This is a genomic window from Kerstersia gyiorum (assembly GCF_004216755.1).
Taxonomy (GTDB): domain Bacteria; phylum Pseudomonadota; class Gammaproteobacteria; order Burkholderiales; family Burkholderiaceae_B; genus Kerstersia; species Kerstersia gyiorum.
In genome coordinates this window covers 236,264-259,716 of sequence record NZ_SGWZ01000004.1, presented here as the reverse complement: position 1 = coordinate 259,716, position 23,453 = coordinate 236,264, and the positions used below count along the sequence as shown (strand labels likewise).

Sequence of the window (23,453 nt, the reverse complement as noted above, 5' to 3'; positions counted from 1 at the left end):
TTACTCCGCCTCGCCGGGACGCACCGGCTCGAGGTCAAATTCGGGAAGCGGCGCGCCGCCATCGTTGAATTGGGCGGCCTCCAGCGGACGCCGGTTGACGCGCAGGTCGAACACATCGAAGCGGTTGTAGTGGCCGGTAATGTCGTGCATCTGGCGCGGCTGGATGCAACGCGACAGATCCAGCTCCGCATACACGATGCCTTCATCGTCGATCAGCGGCTGGCCGATCACGCGCCCGTCCGGGCCCAGGAAACCGGAGAAGGCGCTGTTGCGGCGGCTCAGCAGCTCGCGCGCTTGCGGATGCGTGGCTTCCATCGCAGCGATGATTTCTTCGGACACCGTCGAGCAGGACACAATGGTGAACAGCTTGCCTTCGAAACAGTGCGCGGCGGCGCGGACCTTGATGGCTTCGGCCATGTCATAGTCCGCCGGTGCCACCGGCAAGGCGATATAGCTGGCCACGTGTACCAGTTCGCCTTGCGCCAGCAGCGCAAAGCGCGCCAGCGTATTGGTGTTCTCGCCGCAGGCCAGCGCGCCCAGCGGGCCGATGTTGGTCTGATGCACGCGCAAGGCGGAACCGTCGCCCGGCGTCCAGGTCAGCTTTTCCGCCCAGGTTGGCACCAACTTGCGGTGGCGCCCCAGGATGCGGCCTTCATTGCTGATGGTGACAACCGTGTTGTAGATCGTGCCGATGCCGTAGCGCGAACGCTCGTTGACGCCGATCACGACATTGATGTCATGGCGTGCCGCAGCCTGAGCGATCTTGGCGATCTCCGGGCCGGGAATCTCAATAGAGGAGCGCACCAGTTTCTCGAACCAGGGGCTGCCCTCCACCGGATTCATGATCCAGCTCCAGTAGGGGTAGCCTGCCACGAAGACTTCCGGGAAGGCAACCAGCTTGGCGCCATTGTCCGCGGCTTCGCGGATCAGCGCGCAAACCTTGTCGACCGTCGCATCGGTATCGAGGAAAACCGGCGCCGCCTGCACGGCAGCTGCCTTGAAACGGGGAAGATTCAACATGACAGGCCTCTTTCCCTGTTAGTCCAACGGCGTGGCGTCAACCACGGGATGGCGCAATTCGCCGATGCCTTCGACCACGGCATGCACCACATCGCCCGGCCACATCCATTCCTGTGGCGAACGGCCGGCACCCACGCCTTCGGGCGTGCCGGTGGCGATGATATCGCCCGGTTCCAGCGTAATGGCTGCGCTGATATCGGCAATCAGGGTATCCACCTTGAACAGCATGTGGCGCGTATTGGACGATTGCTTGGTCACGCCATTGAGCGTCAGGCTCAGGTCCAGCACGTGGGGATCCGGGATTTCATCGGCAGTGACGATGACCGGCCCGAAGGGCGCGTAGGTGTCCTGACCCTTGGAATAGATCCACTGGCCGGCGCGGCGGCAATCGCGTGCGCTGACGTCGATCATCACGCTGTAGCCGAACACGTACTTCAGCGCATCTTCCTTTTTCACGCGGGTGGCGCGAGTGCCGATAATGGCCGCCAACTCCACTTCCCAGTCCAGTTGCTGGGTAATCTTCTTGTTGTGCTCGATGGCATCCCCCGGCCCGATGATGCTCGTGGGCGGCTTGGAGAAAATCACCGGCTCCTTGGGCAGTTCCTTGGAGGTATCCAGGGTACGGCTGGATTCGGCCACGTGCTCGACGTAATTCAGGCCGATGCCGAAGATGTTCTTGCGGGGGCGCGGAATCGGCGCCAGCAGCTTGACGTTGGCCAGCGGCAGCGCCACGCCCACGGGGAATTCACCTTCCATCTCGGCCAGCAGCTGGCTGGTGAGCTTGACGGCCGACGGGCCCAGGTCGATGAAGTCCAACATGTTGTCGGGCAGGGGCTGGCCGGCGACGTCGCCAAACAGTTCCAGATCAACCACCAGGTCGTCGACGATGGCGCCCAGGCGTCCGGCGGCTGCCGGTTCGGTGCGGTAAGTGACAAGACGCATTTCTTTTCTCCGTAATGGGCCGCGACGATGCGCTGCGGCCTAGATTCCCGCCGCCGTTGCCGGCGGCACTGCTGGACCGTGCAAGCCTTGATGGCTGCCCGGCGGTGTGATTGAAAGCGGCCCGGTGGCCCAGCGCACACCGGGCTGCGGCATTATTCCTGCGACAGGACCGGCTGATGGCCGCCGTTGTCGGCCAGCGCTTCTTCACGATACAGGCCGAGCTTTTCCATGACCGGCAGGTCGTTGAAGCAGAACAGGCAGGCATCTTCGCTTTGCGAGGCATTGACGTGTTCGTGCCAGGCCCAGGACGGAACGCAGAAGATGTCCCGTTCCTGCCAGTCGAAACGCTGGCCATTGATGATGGAATAGCCCTTGCCCTTGGCCACCTGGTACAGGAAGCTGCCGGTGTGGCGATGAGCCTTGCCTTCGAAGCCCGGGCGCAGCAATTGCATGCTGGCGCCGATGGTGGCCATGACATGACCGCCACTGACCGGATTGGTGTAGTGCATCAGCGCGCCATCGAAAGGATTGTCCTCGCGCGCCCCCGACAGCTTGCGCAGCGCTTCGTAGGTCGGCTCCCACTGATACTTGAAGAGCGGTGAGTACGGCTTGCTCCAGCCCACATTCTGCGGGCGCAGCCCGGCAGCGCCCCAGATGGACACGGAATCATCCACCGGGTAACCCACCGCCTGGCTCAGGTCCGGGTGCACGGCGTAGAAACCGGCTTCCAGCGCGTTGACCAGCGGAATATCCAGGCCGTCCTGCCAGATGCAGGGCAGACCGTCGGCCTCGACGCCATGTTCATGCCAGGTACCATTGGGCGTCAGCACGAAATCATTGGCGCCCAGCGTCATCTTGTGACCGTCGACAATGGTGTAGGCGCCCCGCCCTTCCATGATGAAGCGCAGCGCCGACGACGAGTGCGCGTGAGCCGAAGCTGCCTCGCCGGGGTGCATGACCTGCAGGCCGGAGTACAGCCAGCCCACGGCGGCCGAGACTTCCTGGCGGCCGGGGTTGTTCAGGTAGATGACGCGGCGGCCGGCTTTTTCCGGCGTGACCAGCGAAACCGAGCGCAGCACGTGATCGCGCAGCTCGCGGTAGCGCCACAGCACCGGCACGGAATCCGATTTGGGCTGCCACGGCTCGATCTTGTTGGCCACGGTCCAGAGCGCGCCTGCCTTCAGGCGGTCCAGGTCTTTGTAGTAGGCCACCAGCTCCGGCGTATCTTCCACATCCGCACGGCCAGCCACGTTCTCGCGATAAGTGTCGTAACTTGTATTGCTCATGATGTTTTCCTTTGCCTGACTCCGGGCCGGCCGCTGCGCCTGGCCCGGGACTCACCCAACAACGCCCTTATGCCGCGATGGCGCCGCGCTTGCCCTGCCGTTCCTACCAGTCCTGCCCCCAGAAGTACGCTGCCGGCCACGGGGCATCCTTGCTGCCCAGCTGCGCCGCTTCGCGCAGCAGCCAGTGCGGGTCGGCCAGCAGCGGCCGCGACAGCGCGCACAGGTCGGCTCGCCCCGAGGCAATCACGCCGTTGGCCTGGTCCAGCTCGCTGATATTGCCCACGGCAATGGCGGCAATGCCCGCTTCGTTGCGGATGCGATCCGCAAACGGCGTCTGGAACATACGGCCATAAACCGGCTTCTGGTCCGGCGTGACTTCCCCACTGGAACAATCCACGACATCCACACCAGCTTCGCGCAGCATGCGGGCGATGGCGACGGCGTCGTCTACCGTCGTGCCGCCTTCGGCCCAATCAGTCGCGGAAATCCGCACCGACAGGGGCAGGTCCTTGGGCCAGGCCGCACGTACGGCACGCACCACTTCGAGCGGGAAGCGCATGCGGTTTTCCAGCGCACCGCCGAATTCGTCGTCCCGCTGGTTGGTCAGCGGCGAAATGAAGCTCGACAGCAGGAAGCCGTGGCCCGCCTGCAGCTCCAGCCAGTCAAACCCGGCCTGCGCCGCGCGCTGCGTCGCCGCGACAAAAGCAGCCGTCACCGCTTTCATGCCGTCGCGATCCAGCGCCTGCGGCACCTGGGTGCGTCCCGGCTGGTAAGCCAGCGCGGAAGCCGACACCAGCGGCCAGGCGCCTTCGGCCAGCGGTTGGTCGGACTGGCGCGGGTCGGCCTGGGTGGCGCCACGGCGGCCGGCATGCCCGATCTGCACGCCGATGCGGCTGCCGGTATGCTGATGCACGAAATCCGTAATGCGCTTCCAGGCGCCCGCCTGCTCATCACTCCAGAGGCCGGGGCATGCCGGCGTAATGCGGCCATCGGGCGTCACAGCGGCCATTTCCGTCATGACCAGGCCAATGCCGCCCAGGGCACGTGCCCCCAGATGCGTCAGGTGGAAATCATTCGGCATGCCTTCGCCGTTCACGCAGGAATAGGTCAGCGTGGGCGAGAACACCATGCGATTGGGCAAGGTCACACCGCGCACGCGGTATGGCGTGAAAACAGGCATCGGCGCCTTGCCGTCGGCCGCCGGTGCGCTGCCGGCCTGCGTGGCCAGCCAGGCCTCGTAGCCCTCCAGCCACGCCGGGTCGCGCAGCCGCAGGTTCTCGTGCGACAGGCGTTGCGAACGCGTCAACAGCGAATAGGCGAACTGTTCCGGTTCCAGACCGGCATAGCGCGACACGTTTTCAAACCACTCGGTGGAATTGCGCGCGGCGTTCTGGATTTTCAGCACTTCCACGCCACGCAGCGCCTCGTAATCCTGCAAGGCCGCTTCCAGCGGCTTGTCGCGCAGGCGTTGCGCCAGGTCGATGGCGTCCTCCAGCGCCAGCTTGGTGCCCGAACCGATGGAGAAGTGCGCGGTATGCGCAGCATCGCCCATCAGCACCACCGGCACACGACGGCCGGGCTCCGGCTCGGTCCACTGCACCCAATTGCGGCAGATGACGCGCGGGAAACGGATCCAGATGGCGGAACCGCGCAGGTGAGTCGCGTTGCTGATCAGGCCGTGGCCGTCCAGGTAGGGCTCGAACAGCTTTTCGCAGTAGGCAATGCCCTCTTCCTGGCTCATTTCGCCGATGCCAGCCTTCTGCCAGGTTTCTTCCGGCGTTTCCACGATGAACGTGGAGGTACCGTCTTCGAAGCGATAGGCGTGTGCCTGGAACCAGCCGTGCTCGTTTTCCACGAAAATGAAATTGAAGGCGTCGAACACCTTGTGCGTACCCAGCCAGACGAAGCGGCAGTTGCGCTGGTCGATATCAGGCTGGAAAGTCTGCTCGTAGCGCTTGCGCACGATGCTGTTGATGCCGTCGCAAGCGATCACGAGGTCGGCGCCGTACTGGCGAGCCAGGTTCTGGTCGTCGGTTACCTGGGTTTCGAACACCAGCTCGACCCCGACTTCTTCGCAGCGCGCCTGCAGGATGTTCAGCAGTTTCTTGCGGCCGATACCGATGAATCCATGACCGCCGCTGCGCAAGGCGCGGCCCTTGAAATGGATCTCGATGTCGTCCCAATGGTTGAAAGCGTCGCCGATGGTCTTGGCCGACACCGGATCGGCAATGCGCAGATTCTCCATGGTGGCGTCGGAGAACACCACGCCCCAGCCAAAGGTGTCGTAGGGGCGGTTGCGCTCCACCACGATCACTTCGTTGGACGGATTCTGCAGCTTCATCAGCAATCCGAAATACAGGCCGGACGGCCCGCCACCCATACATACAATCTTCATGGCTCTCTCCACACCTTTTCCGCACCCGCCGCCGCCCATTTTTGCGCCGCCGCCAGCCGGATCAGAAAAACTACCGCATGATTATTTTTATCGCTGAATATTTTATTTATAAAGTATATGGGCAAAAAAATTGCCTCGTATATGCTCCTTTTCCCTAGGCGGCGCCTTCTCCCGCCACCACTTCCTGGGGCAGTACATAAGCCTGCATGGCCTGCCTCAGCGCATCGGGAATCTGGATGGCCTTGTGCGTCACCAGCGAGGTCGTCACGATGACCTGGTTAACCTGCATGCGCAGCACGCCATCGGTACCAATACAGCGTAGCACCAACCGCAGCGAGCGGCTGCCCATGTGCTCCACCGCCAGGCTCAGGACCACATCGTCGCCCATGCGGCTGATTGCCTTGAAATCGGCCTCCAGATGCACGGTCGGCATTCCCACCTGCTGCCTGCCTATCATGTCGTGGAAACCGCCGGTCGTGATGGCATCCACCCAGGCCTCAAGCAGATCGTTGAACATCACGAAATACTGCGGGTAGAACACGATGCCCGCCGGATCGCATTCGGAGAACCGGATGCGGTGCGGGCGCTGGAATACAGTTGTATCAGTCATCTGCCACCTGTCATGAAATTTGCGATACCGGCTCAGCTTTGCTGGCCGGCCGCCAGATTGACCAGGTGGACCCGCAAGGCGCCCAGATGCTGATGCAACTGACGTACCGCCTCGGGCTCCAGCCCGGAAAACATTTCGGTCACCCAGCCCGCATGGGCTTTGGCCATGACCTCGAAACTGCTGCGTCCCTCGGGCGTCAGCCTCAGTATCCAGGCGCGCCGGTCAGTTGGGCTGCTGGCACGAGAGACCAAGCCCTCGCGCGACAACTCGTCGGTCAGCCCCGTGATATTGCCGCCGGTAACCATTAGATAGCGCGACAGTTCGCCCATCTTCAGTCCGTCCGGATAGCGATACAGCTGCGCCATATAGTCGAAACGCGCCAGGGAAATATCAAAGTTCAAGCGCAGGCGGCGGCGGATTTCGTCCTCCACCTGCTTGGTGCAGGCCATCATCCGCAGCCACAGTTTGAGGCTGGCCGGATCCTGAGAACGCACACGCCCTTCGTAACCCAGCTCCTGGGCCTCGTGCAGCAATGCGTGCGAACTGTCCTTGTGCTCCATGGTGATTTCTTCCTGCTGTTTGGCTATCCGTGCACGGCGCCGGCCTTGCCTGGCGCTGGGCACGCTTGCCGATAACTGTCCCGGCGCGGGCGGAATGTCCTGGCACGCGCCCTGCTTTTGCAATGTCTGTGCGGTGTTGGTCATTCTACCTTAATTACTTGATAGGTAAACAATTCAGAAGAACAAATACTTGATCTGGAACAATGCGCTGTATCCGCCTGAAACTCCTGTCTCAGGCCAGTGCAAAACGTTGCAAGGCGACATTCAGTTCTCGACCGTGCTCATCCGCCAGTGCCGCTTCGCGCAGGCTGCGCAAAGTGTCCGGCGCCAGGTTTTCGCGCTTGTTCGCCACCGCGCCCATCAAGGTCTGGAAATTCTTCCAGCCGCGCACGTGGGTGTCGCCATAGCCCTTCACCAGGCGCTGGCATTGCACCACTTCCAAGGCCAGCGCCGGATGCGCGGGCGCGAAAGCGATCACGTGCGCCAGCCATTCCTCGATGCGCTGCTGCTCGGTGGCGTAGCGCAAGGTATTGCGGCGCCAGCGCTTGAAGCCGGACAGCAGATAGAGCGGCAAGTAGCCCCGCAGCGAACTGGTACGCATGACGCGCCCCTGGCGCGTGAAGCGACGCACCAGCCAATTGCCCCAAGTAGGCCGCATCAGCCAGCGCCCCACCGCCGCCACAGGCAGAATTTCACTGATTTCCTCGACGCGGGGATGCATGAACTCCTGGATCGCCAGAATCTGCTCTTCCTTGGCACGGACCTCGCCGCGCACGCGCTGGAAGCGGGTGTCACGCGTTTTCAGTTCCGCCACCCGGATCGCATCCTCGTAGGACATCCACAGCGCCAGGTAGCGGGCCGTTTCACGCAGCAATACGGCATCATCCTGCCGCGCGGCATCGCGCACGCGCACCAGGCGGTCCAGGTAGAGCCCGGCATAGGCAGCATCCTGGTAATCCACCGTGCGGCGCACGCCTTCCAGCGCCAGGTCGCGCGCGGCGGCAGGAATCTCATGCTCCAGCCGCGCCAGCAGCTGCTTGAGTACCGGGTCCTTGGGTTCCATGGCCGGACGCGGTGCAGCACTGGTCTGGGCACCATCGGCTGCGGCCTGGCCGGCTGCGTCGGATTGCGTTTTGCCGACGCGGTCAAAGGCATAGCCGAATGCGCGCAGGCTGGGCTTGACGCCCACGCCACCACGCTCAATGGTGGCTTCGAACTGTTCCCGCGTGAACGGCAGCACACCCGCCGACGCCAGCGCGCCGAACAGCACGGCACTGATAACGCTGCCGGTTTCCTCGGCAGCCTGCTCCATATTGAAATGGATGAAGCGGCGCGATGCCCGTGTCGCGTGGCGGATCAGCGCCTCGTTATCGACCCGGCCATCGCCCATGGCAGATTTTTCTGCAATGGAATACACCCGGTGGGTAGATGCCAGCAGGGTCGTGCGCTCCGGCGTCACCAGGCCGCGCTGCACCGCACGACCGGCTTCCATCAGTTCGGAGGCGAGCACGACATCCACATCCCCCGGCATGGGCATCAGCGCCAGAACCGGCTCCTTGCCGTTCTTTTTCGCCTCTTCCTCGGGAAACAGTTCGACGTAGTAGATCGTAGCGCCGGTACGCTGCGCCACGCCAGGCACCGAAGTCGTCTGCGCAATATAGCCGTTGTGCTCGCCCAGGCTGACGATCCAGTCTGCCAGCACGCCACCGCCCTCGCCGCCCATGGCGAGAATGGCGATTTTGATCGGTTGTACGTTTGTCTTCATTTTCTTATCCTGCGGTGCTTCCGGCTGCACGCCGGACGGCCTCTATTACCTTGTCCCTCTCGCACCGGGCGGCGCCTCTGGCACCTGCCCGGCTCCTTGCCTGCCTCAGAACGCCAGGCGGGCGCGACGCTGCGCATCGCGGCGCTGCAACCAGCCGATCACGCCTTCGCGCAGCTTCTGGCGGAACTTGTCCCAGCGCGTCGGGTTGGTGATGATCTGCGCGCGGTAGAACGACGGGCACAGCACGGCGGCGTGCGACACTTCGCCACACAGCCCGCAGCCCACGCAGCTGTCCATGACACGCGCGACGGGGTCGGTACGCAGCGGATCGGGGTTGGGACGAATGCTCAGCGACGGGCAGCCCGACAAGCGGATGCAGGAGTGGTCACCCGTGCAGGTGTCGGGATCAACGCCGAAACGCTCGCGCACCACCCGCTCGCCAGCGGCGATCGCCTTGCGCACCTTGGGCTTTTCGCGGCGCTGCAGGTTCAGCATGCACTCGCTCTGGGCCACCAGCACCTTGGGGCCTTTTTCACTGGTCGTCAGCGCTTCGCGCAGCGTCGCAGTCATGGTCTTCAGGTCATAGGTACGCTTGACAGTGCGTACCCATTCGCCCCCGACCCCGCGCACGGCTTTTTCGATTTCATGGCCGGTGCTGCGCGTGGCATTGAGCGCCTTGGACGACAGGATGTCCTGGCCGCCCGTGGCCGAGGTGTAGCTGTTGTCGATCACAATGGTCAGGTTATCGCTGCGATTGAACACCGCATTGGCAATACCGCTAACCAGGCCGTTGTGCCAGAAGCCGCCATCGCCCATAACGGAAATGGCACGCTTGCCCGCCTGGGTATTGAGCGCCGCCGCGCCTGCGCCGCCCAGGCCGTAGCCCATGGTGGTATTACCCAGGTTGAAAGGCGGCAGGATGGAAAACAGGTGGCAGCCGATATCTGCGCTGACGTGGTGCGGCCCCAGTTCGCGCTCGACCAGCTTCATCGCGGTGAAGATGGGGCGTTCGGGGCAACCGGTACAGAAGCCGGGCGGACGCGCATGCACGTGCTGGTCCAGGGTATCGGTCTCCGGCGCCAGTCCGGTGGCGCTGGATGCGCCCTGGCCCTGCTGGCTGCCAGCGGCCGCCTGGGCAATGGCCACGCTGGCGGCCACTGCAGCGCGGCTTTCCGACAGGTCTTCCTCGACCGCCAATTCCGTGCGCTCTGCCACCGCCGTTCCCCCACCCTGACCGCCAGGGGCCGGACGCTCACGCGACACCTGTTGCGCCACCAGCGGAATAATCTTGCGCTGCACCGGCTGCGCCTCGATGCGACCATAGCGCTCGAAGAACGTGCGCATGCCCTTCACCATGGTGGCGGTGTTGTACTCGCCAGACATAGGCAGCATATCTTTACCATGCAAGGCCGTGTTGCAGCCGTCCTGGCGCAGGATGGTTGCCATGTTCTGCTCAAGGAAATTGGGCTGGCCCTGTTCGAGCAGCAGCACAGCGCGCTTGCTCTTGCAGAAACGCAGCACCTCCTCGTCCACGACCGGATACACCACATTCATGACGTAAAGCGGAATTTCGGTCTGGCCGTAGACATCCGCCAGGCCCAGCTTTTCCAGGGCGCGGATGGCAGTGTTGTAATCGCCGCCGGGCACGATGATACCGAGCTCGTCCTTGCCGTCGGCAATGAATTCATTGAGCCCGCGCTCCTGGATGAAGCGCACGGCATTGGGCCAGCGGTCGCGAATTTTTTCCTGTTCGTGCAGGAAGCTGGCCGGCGGCAGCACGATGCGGCTGACGTCACGCTCCGGATTTTCCAGCGCTTCCTTGAGGGTAAACGCGGCGCGTTTGTTATCCGACGCCACGAACTGGCCGTGCACGTGACAGGCCCGGATGCGCAATTGCAGCATCACCGGCGTATTGCTGGCTTCGGACAGGTCGAACCCGTCTTTCACCGCTTGCACAATACAGGGAAGACTGGGGCGCGGGTCCAGCAGCCACATCTGCGACTTCATCGCGAATGCATGGCTGCGCTCCTGCATGATGGAAGAGCCTTCGCCGTAATCTTCCCCGACGATCACCAGCGCGCCGCCCTTCACGCCACCGGATGCCAGATTGGCCAGCGCGTCCGACGCCACATTGGTGCCCACCGTCGCCTTGAACGTAACAGCGCCGCGCAGCGGGTAATTGACCGAAGCTGCCAGCGTCGCGGCCGCCGTGGCCTCGCTCGCGCTGTTCTCGAAACGGATGCCGTTTTCCTGCAGAATGTCCTGGGCATCCGCCAGCACGTCCATCAGGTGCGAAATGGGCGCGCCCTGGTAGCCCGCCACATAGGAAACGCCGGATTCCAGCAAGGCCTTGGTGACTGCCAGAATCCCTTCCCCGCTGAACACCTCGCCTTCGCCCAGACGCAGTTTCTTGACTTCTTCGACAAATGACCTTTCCGCCATGTCAGTTCCCCTGTGCGCTATTCACACATGCATTTGCAATTAATTCCATGTGAATATATTTATTTATGAACTAATTTAAAATCATGGTTTTCCCTAGACGCACTGCTAGGGGAAATCCTTCATTTTTCCGGGGAAGCCGCGCCAGAACTGGCTGACGGCGGGACAGAAGCGTCTGTGGTAACAGGCCGGGCGCAGGAAAACCCCAGGCACGGCGAACTACCGTTCCTGGTCATGCCCGCCGGGGGGCAAGCGCAGGCCACATGGAAACAGTTATAGTCGTGCCAGCGCAATGACATGGATGCGACGCGGCATCCATCAAACAAAGAATATGCCTGCAGAACCCACGCCCACGTTCATAGACGACTACCTGCCCGCCCTGCTGGCGCAGGCCAGTCAGTTGATCTCGACCGAATTCCACGAAGTCGTCCGGCGCCACAATCTTTCTGTCACGGAATGGCGCATCCTGTCCACCCTGCTGGGCGCAGGGGAAATCAGCATCGGCAACCTGGCCCAGGTCACGCTGACCAAACAGCCCACTGTGACGCGCCTGCTCGACCGCCTGGAAACGCTGGGGCATTTGCGCCGCATCGCCCATGAATCCGACCGGCGCATCACGCTGGTGCGCATCACCGACACTGGCCAGGCGCTGATTGCCGACCTGGCAGTGCAGGCCAAGCGCCATGAAGAAGAGGTGCTGGCACGCCTGGCGCCGCTGGACAGCGAGGCCCTGAAAGCCACGCTGCGGCGCGTCATCGCAGAGTACCGCGAACCTATTTAGGACGCCGCGGCCCTCTGCCTGCCGGCCGCCGCGCCAATGACTGTTCCAGCGCCTGCGCGGCGTCGCCCAGCAAGCGGACATCCACACCTGGCGCCCCTGCCAGGCTGGCCGCGCAGCGGTGCAAGGCCTGCGCCGCACGGACAGGCGCATCCTCCAGGCGTTGCAGGCGGATCAGGGTGGCCGCCAGGCGCCGTGCCGCCACCGGCGTCTGGCCCGGCGTCAAGAGCACTTCATCCATATGCAGGATGGATGCGCCCAGCAGCATGGCAGCATAACCTTCCTGGATGACTTCATCCCGGCTACGCCCGGACTTATCAGCCCAACGCACCAGCGCCAGCACCCGATGGCTCAGGCGGATGCGCCAGCCGCTGCGCCGCCGCGATACCCCGCGCCGCGCCGCCATCTTCTGCAACTCCTGCATCATGGCCGCACTCAAGGCACGCATGCGGCGGGCGCTGTCCACCGGGAACACCAGGGCAAAGGCCAGCAGGCCCAGCAAAGGCCCCAGCACCACCGCCAGCGCCGTCTGCAAGGAATGCAGCAGGCTGGCCGCGTCCGAAACCGGCAAAGGCCAGTCCGGCTGCAATAGCAGCAGGAATACCATGCTGAAATCAAAACCCAGCGGGCCGGCACCGCGCCGATGCCCCATGAACAAGCCGCCCAGCAGTACGAAGGGCAGCATTGAAAATACCAACCCCGCGGCACTGTCCATCTGCGGCCAGACCAGCCAGCGGCAGGCCAGCGCCCCCAGGACGCCCAGCGACTGCCCCAGAACAACCATGCGCAGCAAACGCACCGGATTGTCTGCCGTGGAAAAAATGGTGGTCATGATGGCCACGCCCAGCAGCATGAATGGGCCGGCCTCCCACTCGGTCCACTGCCAAACGGTCCCGGCAAACAGAATGGCCAGCGCCGCCCTCGCCCCGGCCTCACGGCCACCGCGCCAATCGCGGTGCAAGGCGACTTCATTCTGCCGCATCCCGGCCTGCCTGACTGCTGCTCGCTGGCGCACGCGGCCGGGCCAACGCGTAGCCAATTGCATGGCAGCCACGCCACGCCGGGCGACGGTGTCTGTTTCCACCTGGTCATAACGCCGGCACGCCTGAGCCATGCTTTCCAGCGCTTCCTGCAATGCGCGCGAGTGCGCCAGCCCGGCGGCGCGCGCCAAGGCCACGCCAGCCTGCCGGGCCGAGCCGCCGCTGGCCAACACCGCCGCCGCATCCTGCAAGGCCTGCCCAAATGCGGCGGTTTCCGATGCCTGCGGCAAGCGCCGCATCCACAGCAGCAGGGACACCTGAGCAGCCAGCTGGCGCCGCAGAGCACGGACAGCAGCCCGCGCCTTGAGCGAACCGGCCCCCTGGCCGTCCAGTGCTTCCTCTGCGGCAGCCATATCTGCCAGCAATTGCTGGCTGCGCCGGAAATCCGCTCCCTTGCCAGGCACCAGCGCCTGGCACAGCAGTTCCAAGACTTCTCTGCCTTGCTGGCGTGCCTGCTGCGCCAAATGCCTGTAGTTGCTTTTACGTGCAAAAAACCAGCCCAGCGCCAGCGCAACCAGTACCCCCAGCAAGACGGTCAACAGGCGGTCCAGGCCCACCGCAAACGGGTTGTCGGCCTGCTGGCTATGCAACAGCGCCACCATCGCCGCCGAATAGCCGGCCAACATGGCGCCATAGGAAGCGAAGCCACGCATCACATTGCCAGCCCAGGCGCACAGGCCTATCCACACCGACAGGCCCAGCACCAGCACCCAGGCCTGCCCCTGCGCAGCAGCCAGCAGACCTGTGCCAAACAAAGCGCCCAGGATCGTGCCCTGCACACGGAATACGCTTTTCTCCAGCAGTTGCCCACGCATGGGCTGCGATGCTGCCCAGACCGTCATGCCTGACCATTGAGGATGCTCGAAGCCCGCCAGCCAGGCCAGCACCACAGCGCAGCAGGCAGCGATTGCCGTACGCAACGTGAACCCCAGCCGTGCACGGTCGAACCCCCAGGTATCCAAGCGTTCCGCCAGGTTCATGCCGGTTCCTCCTGCGTGCGCCCGGCCCGCAGGCGCTGGTCCAGCTGCTCCAGCCTGTCGGTCAACTGCTGCATGGTCTCATCATCCCAATCCGCCAGCATGCGGGTTTCCGCCACATCCAGCACCTGCTGGATGCGCGCCAGCATGGATTGCCCTTCTGGCGTCAGATACAGCAGATTGGCGCGCCGGTCTGCCGGGTCCTGGCGGCGCTCGATCAAGCCCTTGGCGGACAGGATGTCCAGCAAGCGCACCAGGGTGGAAGTATCTATTCCCACCCTGGCGGCCAGATCCTTCTGGCTGATGCCCCCGCCGCTGCGGCCGATATGCACCAACGGGCTCCAGGTCGCGTCAGACAGGCCCACTTCCGCCAGGCTGGCGTCCAGCGCGGCACGCCAGCGCCGCGCTACGCCGACGAACAGACAGCCGAAACGCTGGCGTGGGGTTTCCTGATAGGGCATATTATCTTTTGATTAAAATAATTTGAATGCCAATTATATAGCCAAGCCCATACCTTGAGAAACCCCGGCCGGGGCACACACCTGGCCCGCCCCGGCCCCCGCATTTGCAGCTATCCCACCGATGCCAGTTGCAAGGCATGATCCCTGACATCGCCGGGCCAGGCGGCAAGCAAACCCCGAAACTTGTCGAAATCGTTGGCAAAAAGCGCCCGAGTCACTTCTTCGAATCCGGGCAGATCGCCCGCGATGGCGAGCATGAAGTGATAGGTCCGCTCTTGCGCCCTGCGCGCCCTGTCTTTTTCGCCGCCGGACCGCCGCGCTTCTTCCACCAGCTTGCGCAATGCCACCGAAGCGCCGCCAGGTTGCCCGGCCAGCCATTCCCAGTGACGGGGCAGCAATGTCACTTCACGCGCAATCACGCCCAGCCTGGGGCGCCCCCTGCCCCTGGGCCCGGCCGCATCCTCCGTCTCGCCTGGGCTGGCGGATGGGTCTGCGACCGGCGCAACGGCCGCCAGGCGCGCCAACACCGCATCATCCGCGCCACGGGTATCGACATCCATGGAGCGACCGGTCGTATCGTCAAAGATCAGGATGGGGCCGGCCGCCCCGCTTTCGCGGGCCCGCTTGACCGCCAGGGCATTGGTCTGCAATGACCCGGTGGCGATGCGCCGATATCCCTCGAAACTGCTGTAGGAATTGGAAATGGATGGATTCATCATGGGTACCTCTATTTATTGTGACGCGGCACGGACGCCGCGATAGCGCCCTTGCCCATCCCCCGGCCGTGCTGGCCCGGTTCGATGAATAGCGCTTCCAGATGGCCATCGTGCAGAAACATGAAGCCCTGAGGCAGGCCCGCAGCATCCAGCTGCCAGCAAGAGGCTGACCTGTGGCAGGAACGCCAGCAACTCTGCCTCGATCGCCGCCCTATCGGCCGGGGCAAGAAAATCATGCGTGGCATCGACGGCGCTGCGCCAGATCTCCATGACACGCGGCAGATCCTGTCCAGTCGACAGGCGAAACTCAAATTTATTCATTACGTACTCTTTAGGATTGATCAGGGGCCACTCGTCCCTGCCCATGCGTGGACCGTCGCCTGCGACAACTCGCACTGACCACCAGCCAAATATTACCCGGATAAAATTAAATCACCAATAACACCCGGGTAAGCGCCCTCTCCCGACCTCTGCTCCGCCGCGCCGCCACGGTAGTGACCAATCCTACCGTCTCCCTGAAAAAAACAGGCCCGCGATCATCGCGGGCCTGCCTGGGCAATACAAGCGAGCAGTATCAGCAGCAGCCTATCCGGCCCTTGCCTCCGTAACGCGCCTCCTGACGTTCCTTGAAAAACGCCTCATAGCTCATGGGTTCCTGGTCCGGGTGCACGCGGCGCATATGCGCCACGTAGGTGTCGTAATCCGGCACCCCTACCATGAGGCGCAAGGTGCGCCCCAGGTAACGGCCCGCCTCTCCGGCGGCGCTAGCCGCCCCGGAAAAGCGTCCGGCCAGGTTCATGCGGGCCATCAGTGCGCTCCCACTGCCACGGCGGCTTCGGGCGGCAGCGGCTCGTATGGCGTTTCGTTGGCAGTCGGCTGCGATTGGCGGCGCGCCAGCAGCACCGAACGGATACCGAACACCAGGATGCTGACCACAACGAAGATAAAGATGCCGCACAGCGTGGCATTGACGTAGTCATTGAAGATGACGCGGCTCATTTCAGACAGGGATTTGGCCGGTGCCAGCACCTTGTCTTCCGCCAGCGCCTGCGCATACACCTTGGCGTGGGCCACGAAACCGATCTTCGGATTGCTATGGAAGATCTTCTCAAAGCCAGCCGTCAGGGTGCAAGCCAGCAACCAGATGGTCGGCAGAATAGTCACCCATGCATAGCGGTCGCGCTTCATCTTGAAGAGCACCACCGTGCCCAGCATCAGCGCCACTGCCGCAAGCATCTGGTTGGCAATACCGAACAGCGGCCACAAGGTATTGATGCCACCCAGCGGATCCACCACGCCCTGGTACAGGAAGTAGCCCCAGGCCGCCACGCACAGCGCCGTCGCCAGCAAGTTGGCAGGCAGCGACTCCGTGCGGCGCAGGCTGGGCGCGAAAGTGCCCAGCAAGTCCTGCAGCATGAAGCGGCCTGCCCGCGTGCCGGCATCGACTGCCGTCAGGATGAACAACGCTTCGAACAGAATGGCGAAGTGATACCAGAACGCCATCATGGCTTGGCCGCCTATCAGCTGCTGCAGGATGTAGGCCATGCCGACTGCCAGCGTCGGCGCGCCACCCGCACGAGAGATGATCGTGCCTTCGCCGACATTGGCCGCCATCTGCGTCAGCTGATCCGGCGTAATCAGGAAGCCCCAGCTGGAGACCACCTGGGCAGCCTGTTCAGGCGTGGTGCCGATCAGCGCCGCCGGGCTGTTCATCGCATAGTAGATACCCGGCTCGATCACACAAGCCGCCACCAGCGCCATGATCGCCACAAAGGACTCCATCAGCATGCCGCCATAACCGATATAGCGCGCCTGGGTTTCATTTTCGATCAACTTGGGCGTGGTTCCCGAAGAAATCAGGGCATGGAAACCGGACACGGCGCCGCAGGCAATCGTAATGAACAGGAAGGGGAACAGATCGCCGGACCAGACCGGGCCTGTGCCGTCGATAAAGCGCGTGGTCGCCGGCATCTTCAGTTCCGGCGCGACAATCAGGATGCCCAGCGCCAGCCCGATGATCGTCCCGATTTTCAGGAAGGTGGACAGGTAATCACGCGGCGCCAGCAGCAGCCATACCGGCAGCACCGCCGCAATAAAGCCGTAAATAATCAGCGCCCAGGTCAGTTGCGGGCCGTCCAGATCAAACACCGGCGCCCATTCGGCACTGGCGGCAACATCCTGGCCAAAAATAATGGCGGCCATCAGCAGCACAAAGCCGATGATGGAAATCTCGCCGATGCGTCCGGGCCGGATATAGCGCAAATACACACCCATGAACAACGCGATGGGAATGGTGGCCGCCACCGTGAACGTCCCCCAGGGGGAGTGCGTCAGCGCCTTGACAACGATCAGCGCCAGCACGGCCAGAATGATCACCATAATCATGAAGGCGCCGAACAGTGCGATCACGCCCGGCACCTGGCCCAGCTCGCCCTTGATGAGGTCGCCCAGCGAGCGGCCGTCGCGGCGGGTGGAAATGAACAGCACAATGAAATCCTGCACCGCGCCGGCAAAGACTACGCCAGCCAGCAGCCACAGCATGCCAGGCAGATAGCCCATCTGCGCGGCCAGCACCGGCCCGACCAGCGGCCCGGCGCCGGCGATTGCGGCGAAATGGTGGCCGAACAGGATATGCTTGTTGGTCGGGACATAGTCCAGGCCATCATTGTGTTTCCAGGCCGGCGTCATGCGCGTGGCGTCCAGGCGGAACACATTGCGCGCGATGAAACGGCTGTAATAACGGTAGGCGATCAGGTAGACGCAGACTGCCGCGACCACGATCCATAGCGCATTGACGGTTTCGCCTCGGGTCAGTGCCACGGTGCCAAGCGCGAACGCCCCCAGCACTGCAATCACGATCCAGACGATTCCTTGCGCCCATCCATTCTGCTGCTGGGCATGCATAAGCTCTCTCCTCCTGTGGTTCGGGCACGCCGGACCGGCGTTCGGTCATGCTCCGCACTCGGGCATCATTTAAGTAGAATTAGATATAGCGCCGGGCCCCGTTAGTATTTCGGTTTGCCCGCAGGCGTACAAGCGTGGAGCTACTGAATCCGCGTCCGTAGTACCACGCAGGGGAAAACCATCAGTCCATGAAACTCCGCCTGAAAATCCTGCTGCTGGCCATCCTGCCCTTCCTCGTCGCCATGGCCGCGATCTCCGCTTTCACGCTGCACCAGGGACTCGCCCTGGCCGACAAGGAAAAGGAAGCCATACGCCAGGCCTGGATGCAGGGGCGCATCAGCGAATTGCGCCACTACGTGCGTATCGCCCAGAGCGCCATTGCCCCACTGGTGGCAGCCACTGGCCAGGATGGTGCCGATACCGATGCGCTGCAACGCCAGGCACTGGCCTTGCTGCACCGGCTGGATTTCGGGCCTGACGGGTATTTCTACGTCTACGACCAGCAGGGGGTGAACCTCATGCACCCGCGCCAGCCCGAGCTCGTCGGCCGTTCTCTGTGGGAGCTGCGCGACCCCTGGGGCGAACCCACCATCCAACATCTGCTGGCCGCCGCCAGGCGCAGCGGTGCCCAAGGCGAAGCGCTGCCCTATTATTGGGAAAAGCCCTCGGCCCGCCAGACGACCGAAAAGCTGGGTTATGTCGTAGAGGTCGCCCCCTGGGGCTGGATGATGGGCACCGGCCTCTACCTGGACGACATAGACGCCACGCTGGCGCGCATCGACGAGACGGCGCTCAACAATATCCACACCACCCAGATCCGCATTGCCGGCATCGCCCTGCTGGGCGTGGCGCTCGTCATGCTCTGCGGCCTGGCGCTCAATATCAGCGACCAAAGGCAATCGGATGCCAAGCTGCAACGCATGGCGCGCCAGGTCGTGCACTCGCAAGAGGAAGAGCGCGCCCGCCTGGCGCGCGAACTGCACGACGGCATCAGCCAACTGCTGGTTTCGGTCAAGCTGATACTGGAGAGCGCACGTCATGCGCTGGGCCGCCACGCCAGCATCTGCCAGGCGCCACGCGGCAACCTCGACGACACCCTGCAGCAAGCCCAGGAACGCCTGAATACCACACTGGCGGAAGTGCGGCGTATTTCCCATAATCTGCGTCCCACCCTGCTGGACGACCTGGGCCTGGATGCCGCATTGCGCCACCTGGTGCAGGAACTGCCCGACGCCGACGCCACGGCCGAGGGACTGCCGATATGCGCGGAATTCAGCAGCCACGGCACAGCCCGTCCTTTGCCCGACACCCATGCCACCACGCTGTTTCGCATCGCCCAGGAAGCCCTGGTCAACGTGCTGCGCCATGCCCGGGCCCACAGTGTGCGGGTCATCCTGAGCTACAACGCCAGCGACATCTCCCTGTATATCGCCGATGACGGGCAAGGCTTCGACCTGGAAAGCGTGCACAGCGACCCCATGCGCGGGCTGGGCCTGCGCAGCATGCGCGAACGCCTGGAAACACTGGGAGGCAGCCTGTATATTTCAGCTGGCGGCCACGGCACCACCGTGCTCGCAAAAATTCCGCTGCCTGAAGCCCGCGCCGCAGCCAGCACTACCCGCGCACTTTCCTGATGCAGCCCAACCTACCTCCCCAGGCCATGCTTGCTCCCATACGAATCATGCTGGTCGATGACCATGAACTGGTGCGCGACGGCATCCGGCTGTGCCTGAGCGCCCATCCGGAACTGGAAATCGTCGGCGAAGCGGCCGGGCACGACCAGGCCCTGGCCCTGCTGGCCCAACTGTCAGGCCAGGCGGACGGCGCCGGCTTGCCCGACCTGGTGCTGACAGACCTGAACATGCGCGGCCCGGACGGCCTGGCCCTGATCGCCGCCATCCATGAACGCTGGCCGCAGATCGCCACGCTGGTGCTGTCCATGCACGACAACACCGAATACATCACCCGCGCCCTGCGTGCTGGCGCGCGCGGATATCTGCTCAAGGACGGCCCGTCTCAGGAACTGGTCCAGGCGCTGGGCGCCGTCATGAACGGCCAACCCTACTTCAGCGCGTCGGTGATGGCGCAGCTCGCCCGCAGCCAGCCCTACGGGCCGGAACCACTGCTGACACAACGCGAAAAGCAGATCCTGGCGCTCATAGGCAGCGGCAGTTCCAGCAAGCAGATCGCCAGGGAACTGGACCTGTCGGTGCGGACAGTGGAAAGCCACCGCCTGAACATCCGCCGCAAGCTGCAGATCGACGGCCAGGCCGAGCTGATCAAATATGCCGTTGAGCACAAGGACCGGCTCTAGCAGCATTGCCGGGCAAAAATCGCATCTGTACGCCTAATTCCGCGATAATGCGATTCATGGGCACCCCGCCCTGGCGCGGTGCGGCCCAGTCGGCGCCGCCATGCGCCGCCCGAACCACCAGAATAAATACGCAAGACAGCCATGTACCGCACCCTGCTGAAATCCAAGATCCATCGTGCCACAGTCACTGACTGCGAATTGCACTACGAAGGGTCCTGCGCCATAGACGAAGACTTGCTGGACGCCTCCGGCATCCTCGAAAACGAGCAAGTCCACATCTGGAACATCAATAACGGCGAACGCCTTATTACCTATGCCATCCGCGGCAAGCGCGGCAGCGGCATCATTTCCCTCAACGGTTCGGCCGCCCGCAAGGCATCCACCGGCGACCTCGTCATCATTGCCGCCTTTGCACAGGTCAGCGAAGAAGAACTGGCCGCCGGCTACAAGCCGCAACTGGTCTTCGTCGACGCGGCCAACCGTGCCGTCGCCGCCCGTGACCACGTCCCGCTGCAGGAAGACGGCGGCCTCGCAAACGGCGGTGCGGACTGATTCCCTACGCCGGGCAGAACTGTCCATTGCCTGCGCCATGCGCAGCGCCTACCCATAACTAAAAGACTTACCCGGAGAAGACTTGAGCAGCACACCCCAACCTGGCGCTGCGGCCCAGCGCCCCGCCGTTACTCTGGCCAGCCTGGCCGCACAACGTGCGCGTGGCGAAAAAATCGCCATGCTGACCGCCTATGACGCGACGTTCGGCCTGCTGGCCGACCGCGCCGGCATGGATTGCCTGCTGGTAGGTGATTCGCTTGGCATGGTATGCCAGGGCCTGACCAGCACCACACCGGTCAGCCTGGACACCATGGTCTACCACACGGAATCCGTCTCCCGGGGCCTGCGCCACGGCGGCGGCAGCGCCTGGCTGCTGACCGACCTGCCTTTCGGCAGCTATCACCTGTCGCGCGAGCAGGCACTTGCCAGCGCGCTGCGGCTGATTCAGGCCGGCGCCCAAATGATCAAGCTCGAAGGTGGCGGCTGGACGGCGGAAATGGTCGCTTTCCTGGTTGAGCGCGGTGTGCCCGTCTGTGCCCACCTGGGCCTGACGCCACAGACTGTTCATGTGCTGGGCGGCTACCGTCTGCAGGGCCGGGAAGACGCTGCCGCGCAAAAGCTGCTCAACGACGCGATCGCGCTGGAACAGGCCGGCGCGGCCATGGTCGTGCTGGAAATGGTACCAGCGGCACTGGCTCGCCAGGTGACCGCTGCGCTGGCCCACTGCGCCACCATAGGGATCGGTGCAGGCAGCGGCACCGACGGCCAGGTACTGGTCGTGCATGATATGTTGGGCGCCACCACCGGCAGGTTACCGCGCTTCGTGCGCAACTTCCTGGCAGATGGCAACCATGAAGGCGGCATCGCAGGCGCCATGGCCGCCTATGTCGCTGCCGTCAAGTCCGGCCAATATCCGGATGACAGCCTCCACGCCTGGTGACGCACATCATGAAAATCGTACATACCCCCGCTGAACTGCGTACCGCGCTGGCCGACAGCCAGCGCCCGGCTTTCGTTCCAACCATGGGCAACCTGCACGACGGGCACCTCTCGCTCGTGCGCCAGGCCGCCACATTGGGCGATACCACGGTGGCCAGCATCTTCGTCAACCGGCTGCAGTTCCTGCCGCACGAGGATTTCGACAGCTACCCACGTACCTGGGAAGCCGATTGCGAAAAACTGCGCCAAAATGGCTGCGACATCCTGTTCGCACCGCGTGAAGGCGATCTCTATCCAGCACCACAGACCTTCAAGGTGCAGCCAGATCCGGCCATTGCGGATATCCTCGAAGGCGAATTCCGGCCCGGATTCTTCACCGGCGTCTGCACAGTCGTCATGAAGCTGTTTTGTTGCGTGCAGCCCGCCTATGCGGTATTCGGCAAGAAAGACTACCAGCAGTTGCAGGTCATACGCGCCATGGCGCGCCAGTTTGCACTGCCGGTGGAAATCGTGGCAGGCGCCACCGAACGCGCGGCCGACGGCCTGGCGCTGTCTTCACGCAATGGCTATCTCGGCGATGCCGAACGTCAGGCCGCGCCGCAATTGCATGCCGCCCTGCAAGCCCTGGCAGATGCCTGGCATCAAGGCCGCCGCGACCTGGCCGCCATGGAAAGTGAAGCCCGGGCCCAACTTGCCAGCCAGGGCTGGAAACCCGACTACCTGACCCTGCGCCAGGCCGATACCCTGCAATTGCCGACGCCCGACGAGTCCCGCCTGGTTGCTCTGGGCGCGGCCCGGCTGGGCAATACCCGCCTGATCGACAACCTCGAGCTCTGAGCCTGACGTTCAGCGCCGAGCCCCCGCGAACAGGGGTGCTCGGCGCTGCCAGGCAGCATCTTTGCCGGCAGCCTTCCTGCTCGCCCCCCGCCCCGAAACATGACGCTTTGGCACAGGCGGCCCGCTTGTGCAGTGCCTCTGCCGCAACCGTGCTTCCGGCACACGCCCGCCAACGTCCGCCCAGACATACACAGCGCAACAGGGGCTTCAGCGCAGCTTCAGCAGACTCAAGCTACACTTGCGAATGATACCGTTTGATGGTGCTCCGTCATCTGCCTGCCCGATATTCCGGCCAGCGCTCTGCTGGCTGCCAGCGCAGCCTCTGGCCTGGCCCGAGCACGGCGGATCATGCCATTTTGCGCGGCAGTTTTCGTTTTTCCCTGTGCATTTTCGCACCTGTGCATTTCCGGATTCAGGATCTCCCCTCCATGAGCATGCAAACTTCCGACACCTCTTCCGCCTACGGCCTGCAGGACGACGCCCTGACTCTTGACGGCCAGGTGTACCCCCGCGAACAGATTTCCAGCATTGCATTCCACCCCAATGCCAAGGTAACGGAACAACGCATGGGCGGCTGGCTGCTGGGTACGGTCGCCTTCATCGCGATCAGCATCTCCTTTGGCACCAGTATCGGCATCATACTGAGCAATGGCGGCCCGGTCGTTTATGCGTTCATCTTCGCGCTGGCCCTGGCCGGCGGCCTTTATGTCGGCCGCGTCGGCCTGCCCAACCGGACCAAGCAGTTCACCAGCTACGGCATCGCCATGCAAATGCGCGACGGCTCGCACCTGAACTCCCGGCTGGCCTTGACCCCGGACAACGCCGCCCTGCTGCGCGATGAACTGGCGCGCCGCTGGTCCATGCACGCGCAATGGCGTTCGCTGCCGTCACACCAGGCCTGATCTGCCTGGACTGACT

The 23,453-nt window shown here is 63.6% G+C and carries 21 protein-coding genes; 7 read left to right on the top strand and 14 right to left on the bottom strand.

The features are described from left to right. The 8 genes from EV679_RS13070 to EV679_RS13035 form a co-directional block, all read right to left on the bottom strand. A complete protein-coding gene (locus EV679_RS13070) occupies positions 1–1,020 on the bottom strand; it encodes a carbon-nitrogen hydrolase family protein (RefSeq protein WP_130487445.1) in 1,020 nt (339 codons plus the stop codon). Between the two features lie 18 nt (positions 1,021–1,038). Beyond that, on the bottom strand, positions 1,039–1,962 hold the full coding sequence (locus EV679_RS13065) for a fumarylacetoacetate hydrolase family protein (RefSeq protein ID WP_127774497.1): 924 nt from the start codon (positions 1,960–1,962) through the stop codon (positions 1,039–1,041). 152 nt (positions 1,963–2,114) lie between these two features. Beyond that, on the bottom strand, positions 2,115–3,248 hold the full coding sequence (locus EV679_RS13060; RefSeq protein ID WP_068369872.1) for a cupin domain-containing protein: 1,134 nt from the start codon (positions 3,246–3,248) through the stop codon (positions 2,115–2,117). Between the two features lie 103 nt (positions 3,249–3,351). Further along, entirely contained in the window at positions 3,352–5,643 is a 2,292-nt protein-coding gene (locus tag EV679_RS13055) for a bifunctional salicylyl-CoA 5-hydroxylase/oxidoreductase (RefSeq protein WP_130487444.1), read from the bottom strand. A gap of 154 nt (positions 5,644–5,797) precedes the next feature. Beyond that, positions 5,798–6,253 (bottom strand): acyl-CoA thioesterase, encoded by a 456-nt coding sequence (locus tag EV679_RS13050; RefSeq protein ID WP_068369878.1) that lies wholly within the window; start codon positions 6,251–6,253, stop codon positions 5,798–5,800. Positions 6,254–6,285: 32 nt separating this feature from the next. Continuing rightward, complete coding sequence (locus EV679_RS13045; protein WP_341272965.1) at positions 6,286–6,957, bottom strand: MarR family winged helix-turn-helix transcriptional regulator; 672 nt, start codon at positions 6,955–6,957, stop codon at positions 6,286–6,288. An 88-nt stretch (positions 6,958–7,045) separates the two neighbouring features. Beyond that, positions 7,046–8,578 (bottom strand): indolepyruvate oxidoreductase subunit beta family protein, encoded by a 1,533-nt coding sequence (locus EV679_RS13040; RefSeq protein WP_130487443.1) that lies wholly within the window; start codon positions 8,576–8,578, stop codon positions 7,046–7,048. A gap of 105 nt (positions 8,579–8,683) precedes the next feature. After that, positions 8,684–11,020, bottom strand: a complete 2,337-nt coding sequence (locus EV679_RS13035) for a thiamine pyrophosphate-dependent enzyme (RefSeq protein WP_068369883.1) — start codon at positions 11,018–11,020, stop codon at positions 8,684–8,686. A 328-nt stretch (positions 11,021–11,348) separates the two neighbouring features. Here EV679_RS13035 and EV679_RS13030 point away from each other — a divergent pair, with 328 nt between their 5' ends. Beyond that, positions 11,349–11,798: a MarR family winged helix-turn-helix transcriptional regulator gene (locus EV679_RS13030; protein WP_068370094.1), complete on the top strand. Its 450-nt coding sequence runs from the start codon at positions 11,349–11,351 to the stop codon at positions 11,796–11,798. Here the strand turns inward: EV679_RS13030 and EV679_RS13025 are convergent. The 6 genes from EV679_RS13025 to EV679_RS13000 form a co-directional block, all read right to left on the bottom strand. Beyond that, on the bottom strand, positions 11,791–13,722 hold the full coding sequence (locus EV679_RS13025; protein WP_415777766.1) for an FUSC family protein: 1,932 nt from the start codon (positions 13,720–13,722) through the stop codon (positions 11,791–11,793). The two genes, EV679_RS13030 and EV679_RS13025, sit on opposite strands and share 8 nt — an antisense overlap. A gap of 89 nt (positions 13,723–13,811) precedes the next feature. Next, a complete protein-coding gene (locus EV679_RS13020; protein WP_068369889.1) occupies positions 13,812–14,273 on the bottom strand; it encodes a MarR family winged helix-turn-helix transcriptional regulator in 462 nt (153 codons plus the stop codon). Between the two features lie 110 nt (positions 14,274–14,383). After that, positions 14,384–14,992: a DUF2239 family protein gene (locus EV679_RS13015; RefSeq protein ID WP_127774503.1), complete on the bottom strand. Its 609-nt coding sequence runs from the start codon at positions 14,990–14,992 to the stop codon at positions 14,384–14,386. Positions 14,993–15,004: 12 nt separating this feature from the next. Then, positions 15,005–15,310, bottom strand: coding sequence for a GNAT family protein (locus EV679_RS13010; protein WP_207224931.1), 306 nt, complete (start codon positions 15,308–15,310; stop codon positions 15,005–15,007). 253 nt (positions 15,311–15,563) lie between these two features. Next, positions 15,564–15,788 carry a YbdD/YjiX family protein gene (locus EV679_RS13005; RefSeq protein ID WP_068370100.1) on the bottom strand — a complete coding sequence of 75 codons (225 nt, stop codon included), beginning with the start codon at positions 15,786–15,788 and terminating at the stop codon, positions 15,564–15,566. Positions 15,789–15,796: 8 nt separating this feature from the next. Then, positions 15,797–17,893, bottom strand: coding sequence for a carbon starvation CstA family protein (locus EV679_RS13000; protein ID WP_130487442.1), 2,097 nt, complete (start codon positions 17,891–17,893; stop codon positions 15,797–15,799). 188 nt (positions 17,894–18,081) lie between these two features. Between EV679_RS13000 and EV679_RS12995 the strand changes: the two genes are divergently transcribed. From EV679_RS12995 to EV679_RS12970, 6 genes are all read left to right on the top strand, one after another. Beyond that, positions 18,082–19,527, top strand: coding sequence for a cache domain-containing protein (locus EV679_RS12995; RefSeq protein ID WP_130487441.1), 1,446 nt, complete (start codon positions 18,082–18,084; stop codon positions 19,525–19,527). Continuing rightward, a complete protein-coding gene (locus EV679_RS12990; protein WP_083969542.1) occupies positions 19,527–20,207 on the top strand; it encodes a response regulator in 681 nt (226 codons plus the stop codon). Before EV679_RS12995 ends, EV679_RS12990 begins: the two co-directional genes overlap by 1 nt. Before the next feature lie 141 nt (positions 20,208–20,348). After that, positions 20,349–20,759, top strand: coding sequence for an aspartate 1-decarboxylase (panD, locus tag EV679_RS12985; protein ID WP_068369898.1), 411 nt, complete (start codon positions 20,349–20,351; stop codon positions 20,757–20,759). A gap of 82 nt (positions 20,760–20,841) precedes the next feature. Then, positions 20,842–21,699, top strand: coding sequence for a 3-methyl-2-oxobutanoate hydroxymethyltransferase (gene panB / locus EV679_RS12980; protein WP_068369901.1), 858 nt, complete (start codon positions 20,842–20,844; stop codon positions 21,697–21,699). Positions 21,700–21,707: 8 nt separating this feature from the next. Beyond that, entirely contained in the window at positions 21,708–22,535 is an 828-nt protein-coding gene (gene panC / locus EV679_RS12975) for a pantoate--beta-alanine ligase (RefSeq protein ID WP_130487440.1), read from the top strand. 428 nt (positions 22,536–22,963) lie between these two features. Continuing rightward, on the top strand, positions 22,964–23,437 hold the full coding sequence (locus tag EV679_RS12970; RefSeq protein ID WP_127774506.1) for a hypothetical protein: 474 nt from the start codon (positions 22,964–22,966) through the stop codon (positions 23,435–23,437). Positions 23,438–23,453: the final 16 nt, after the last annotated feature.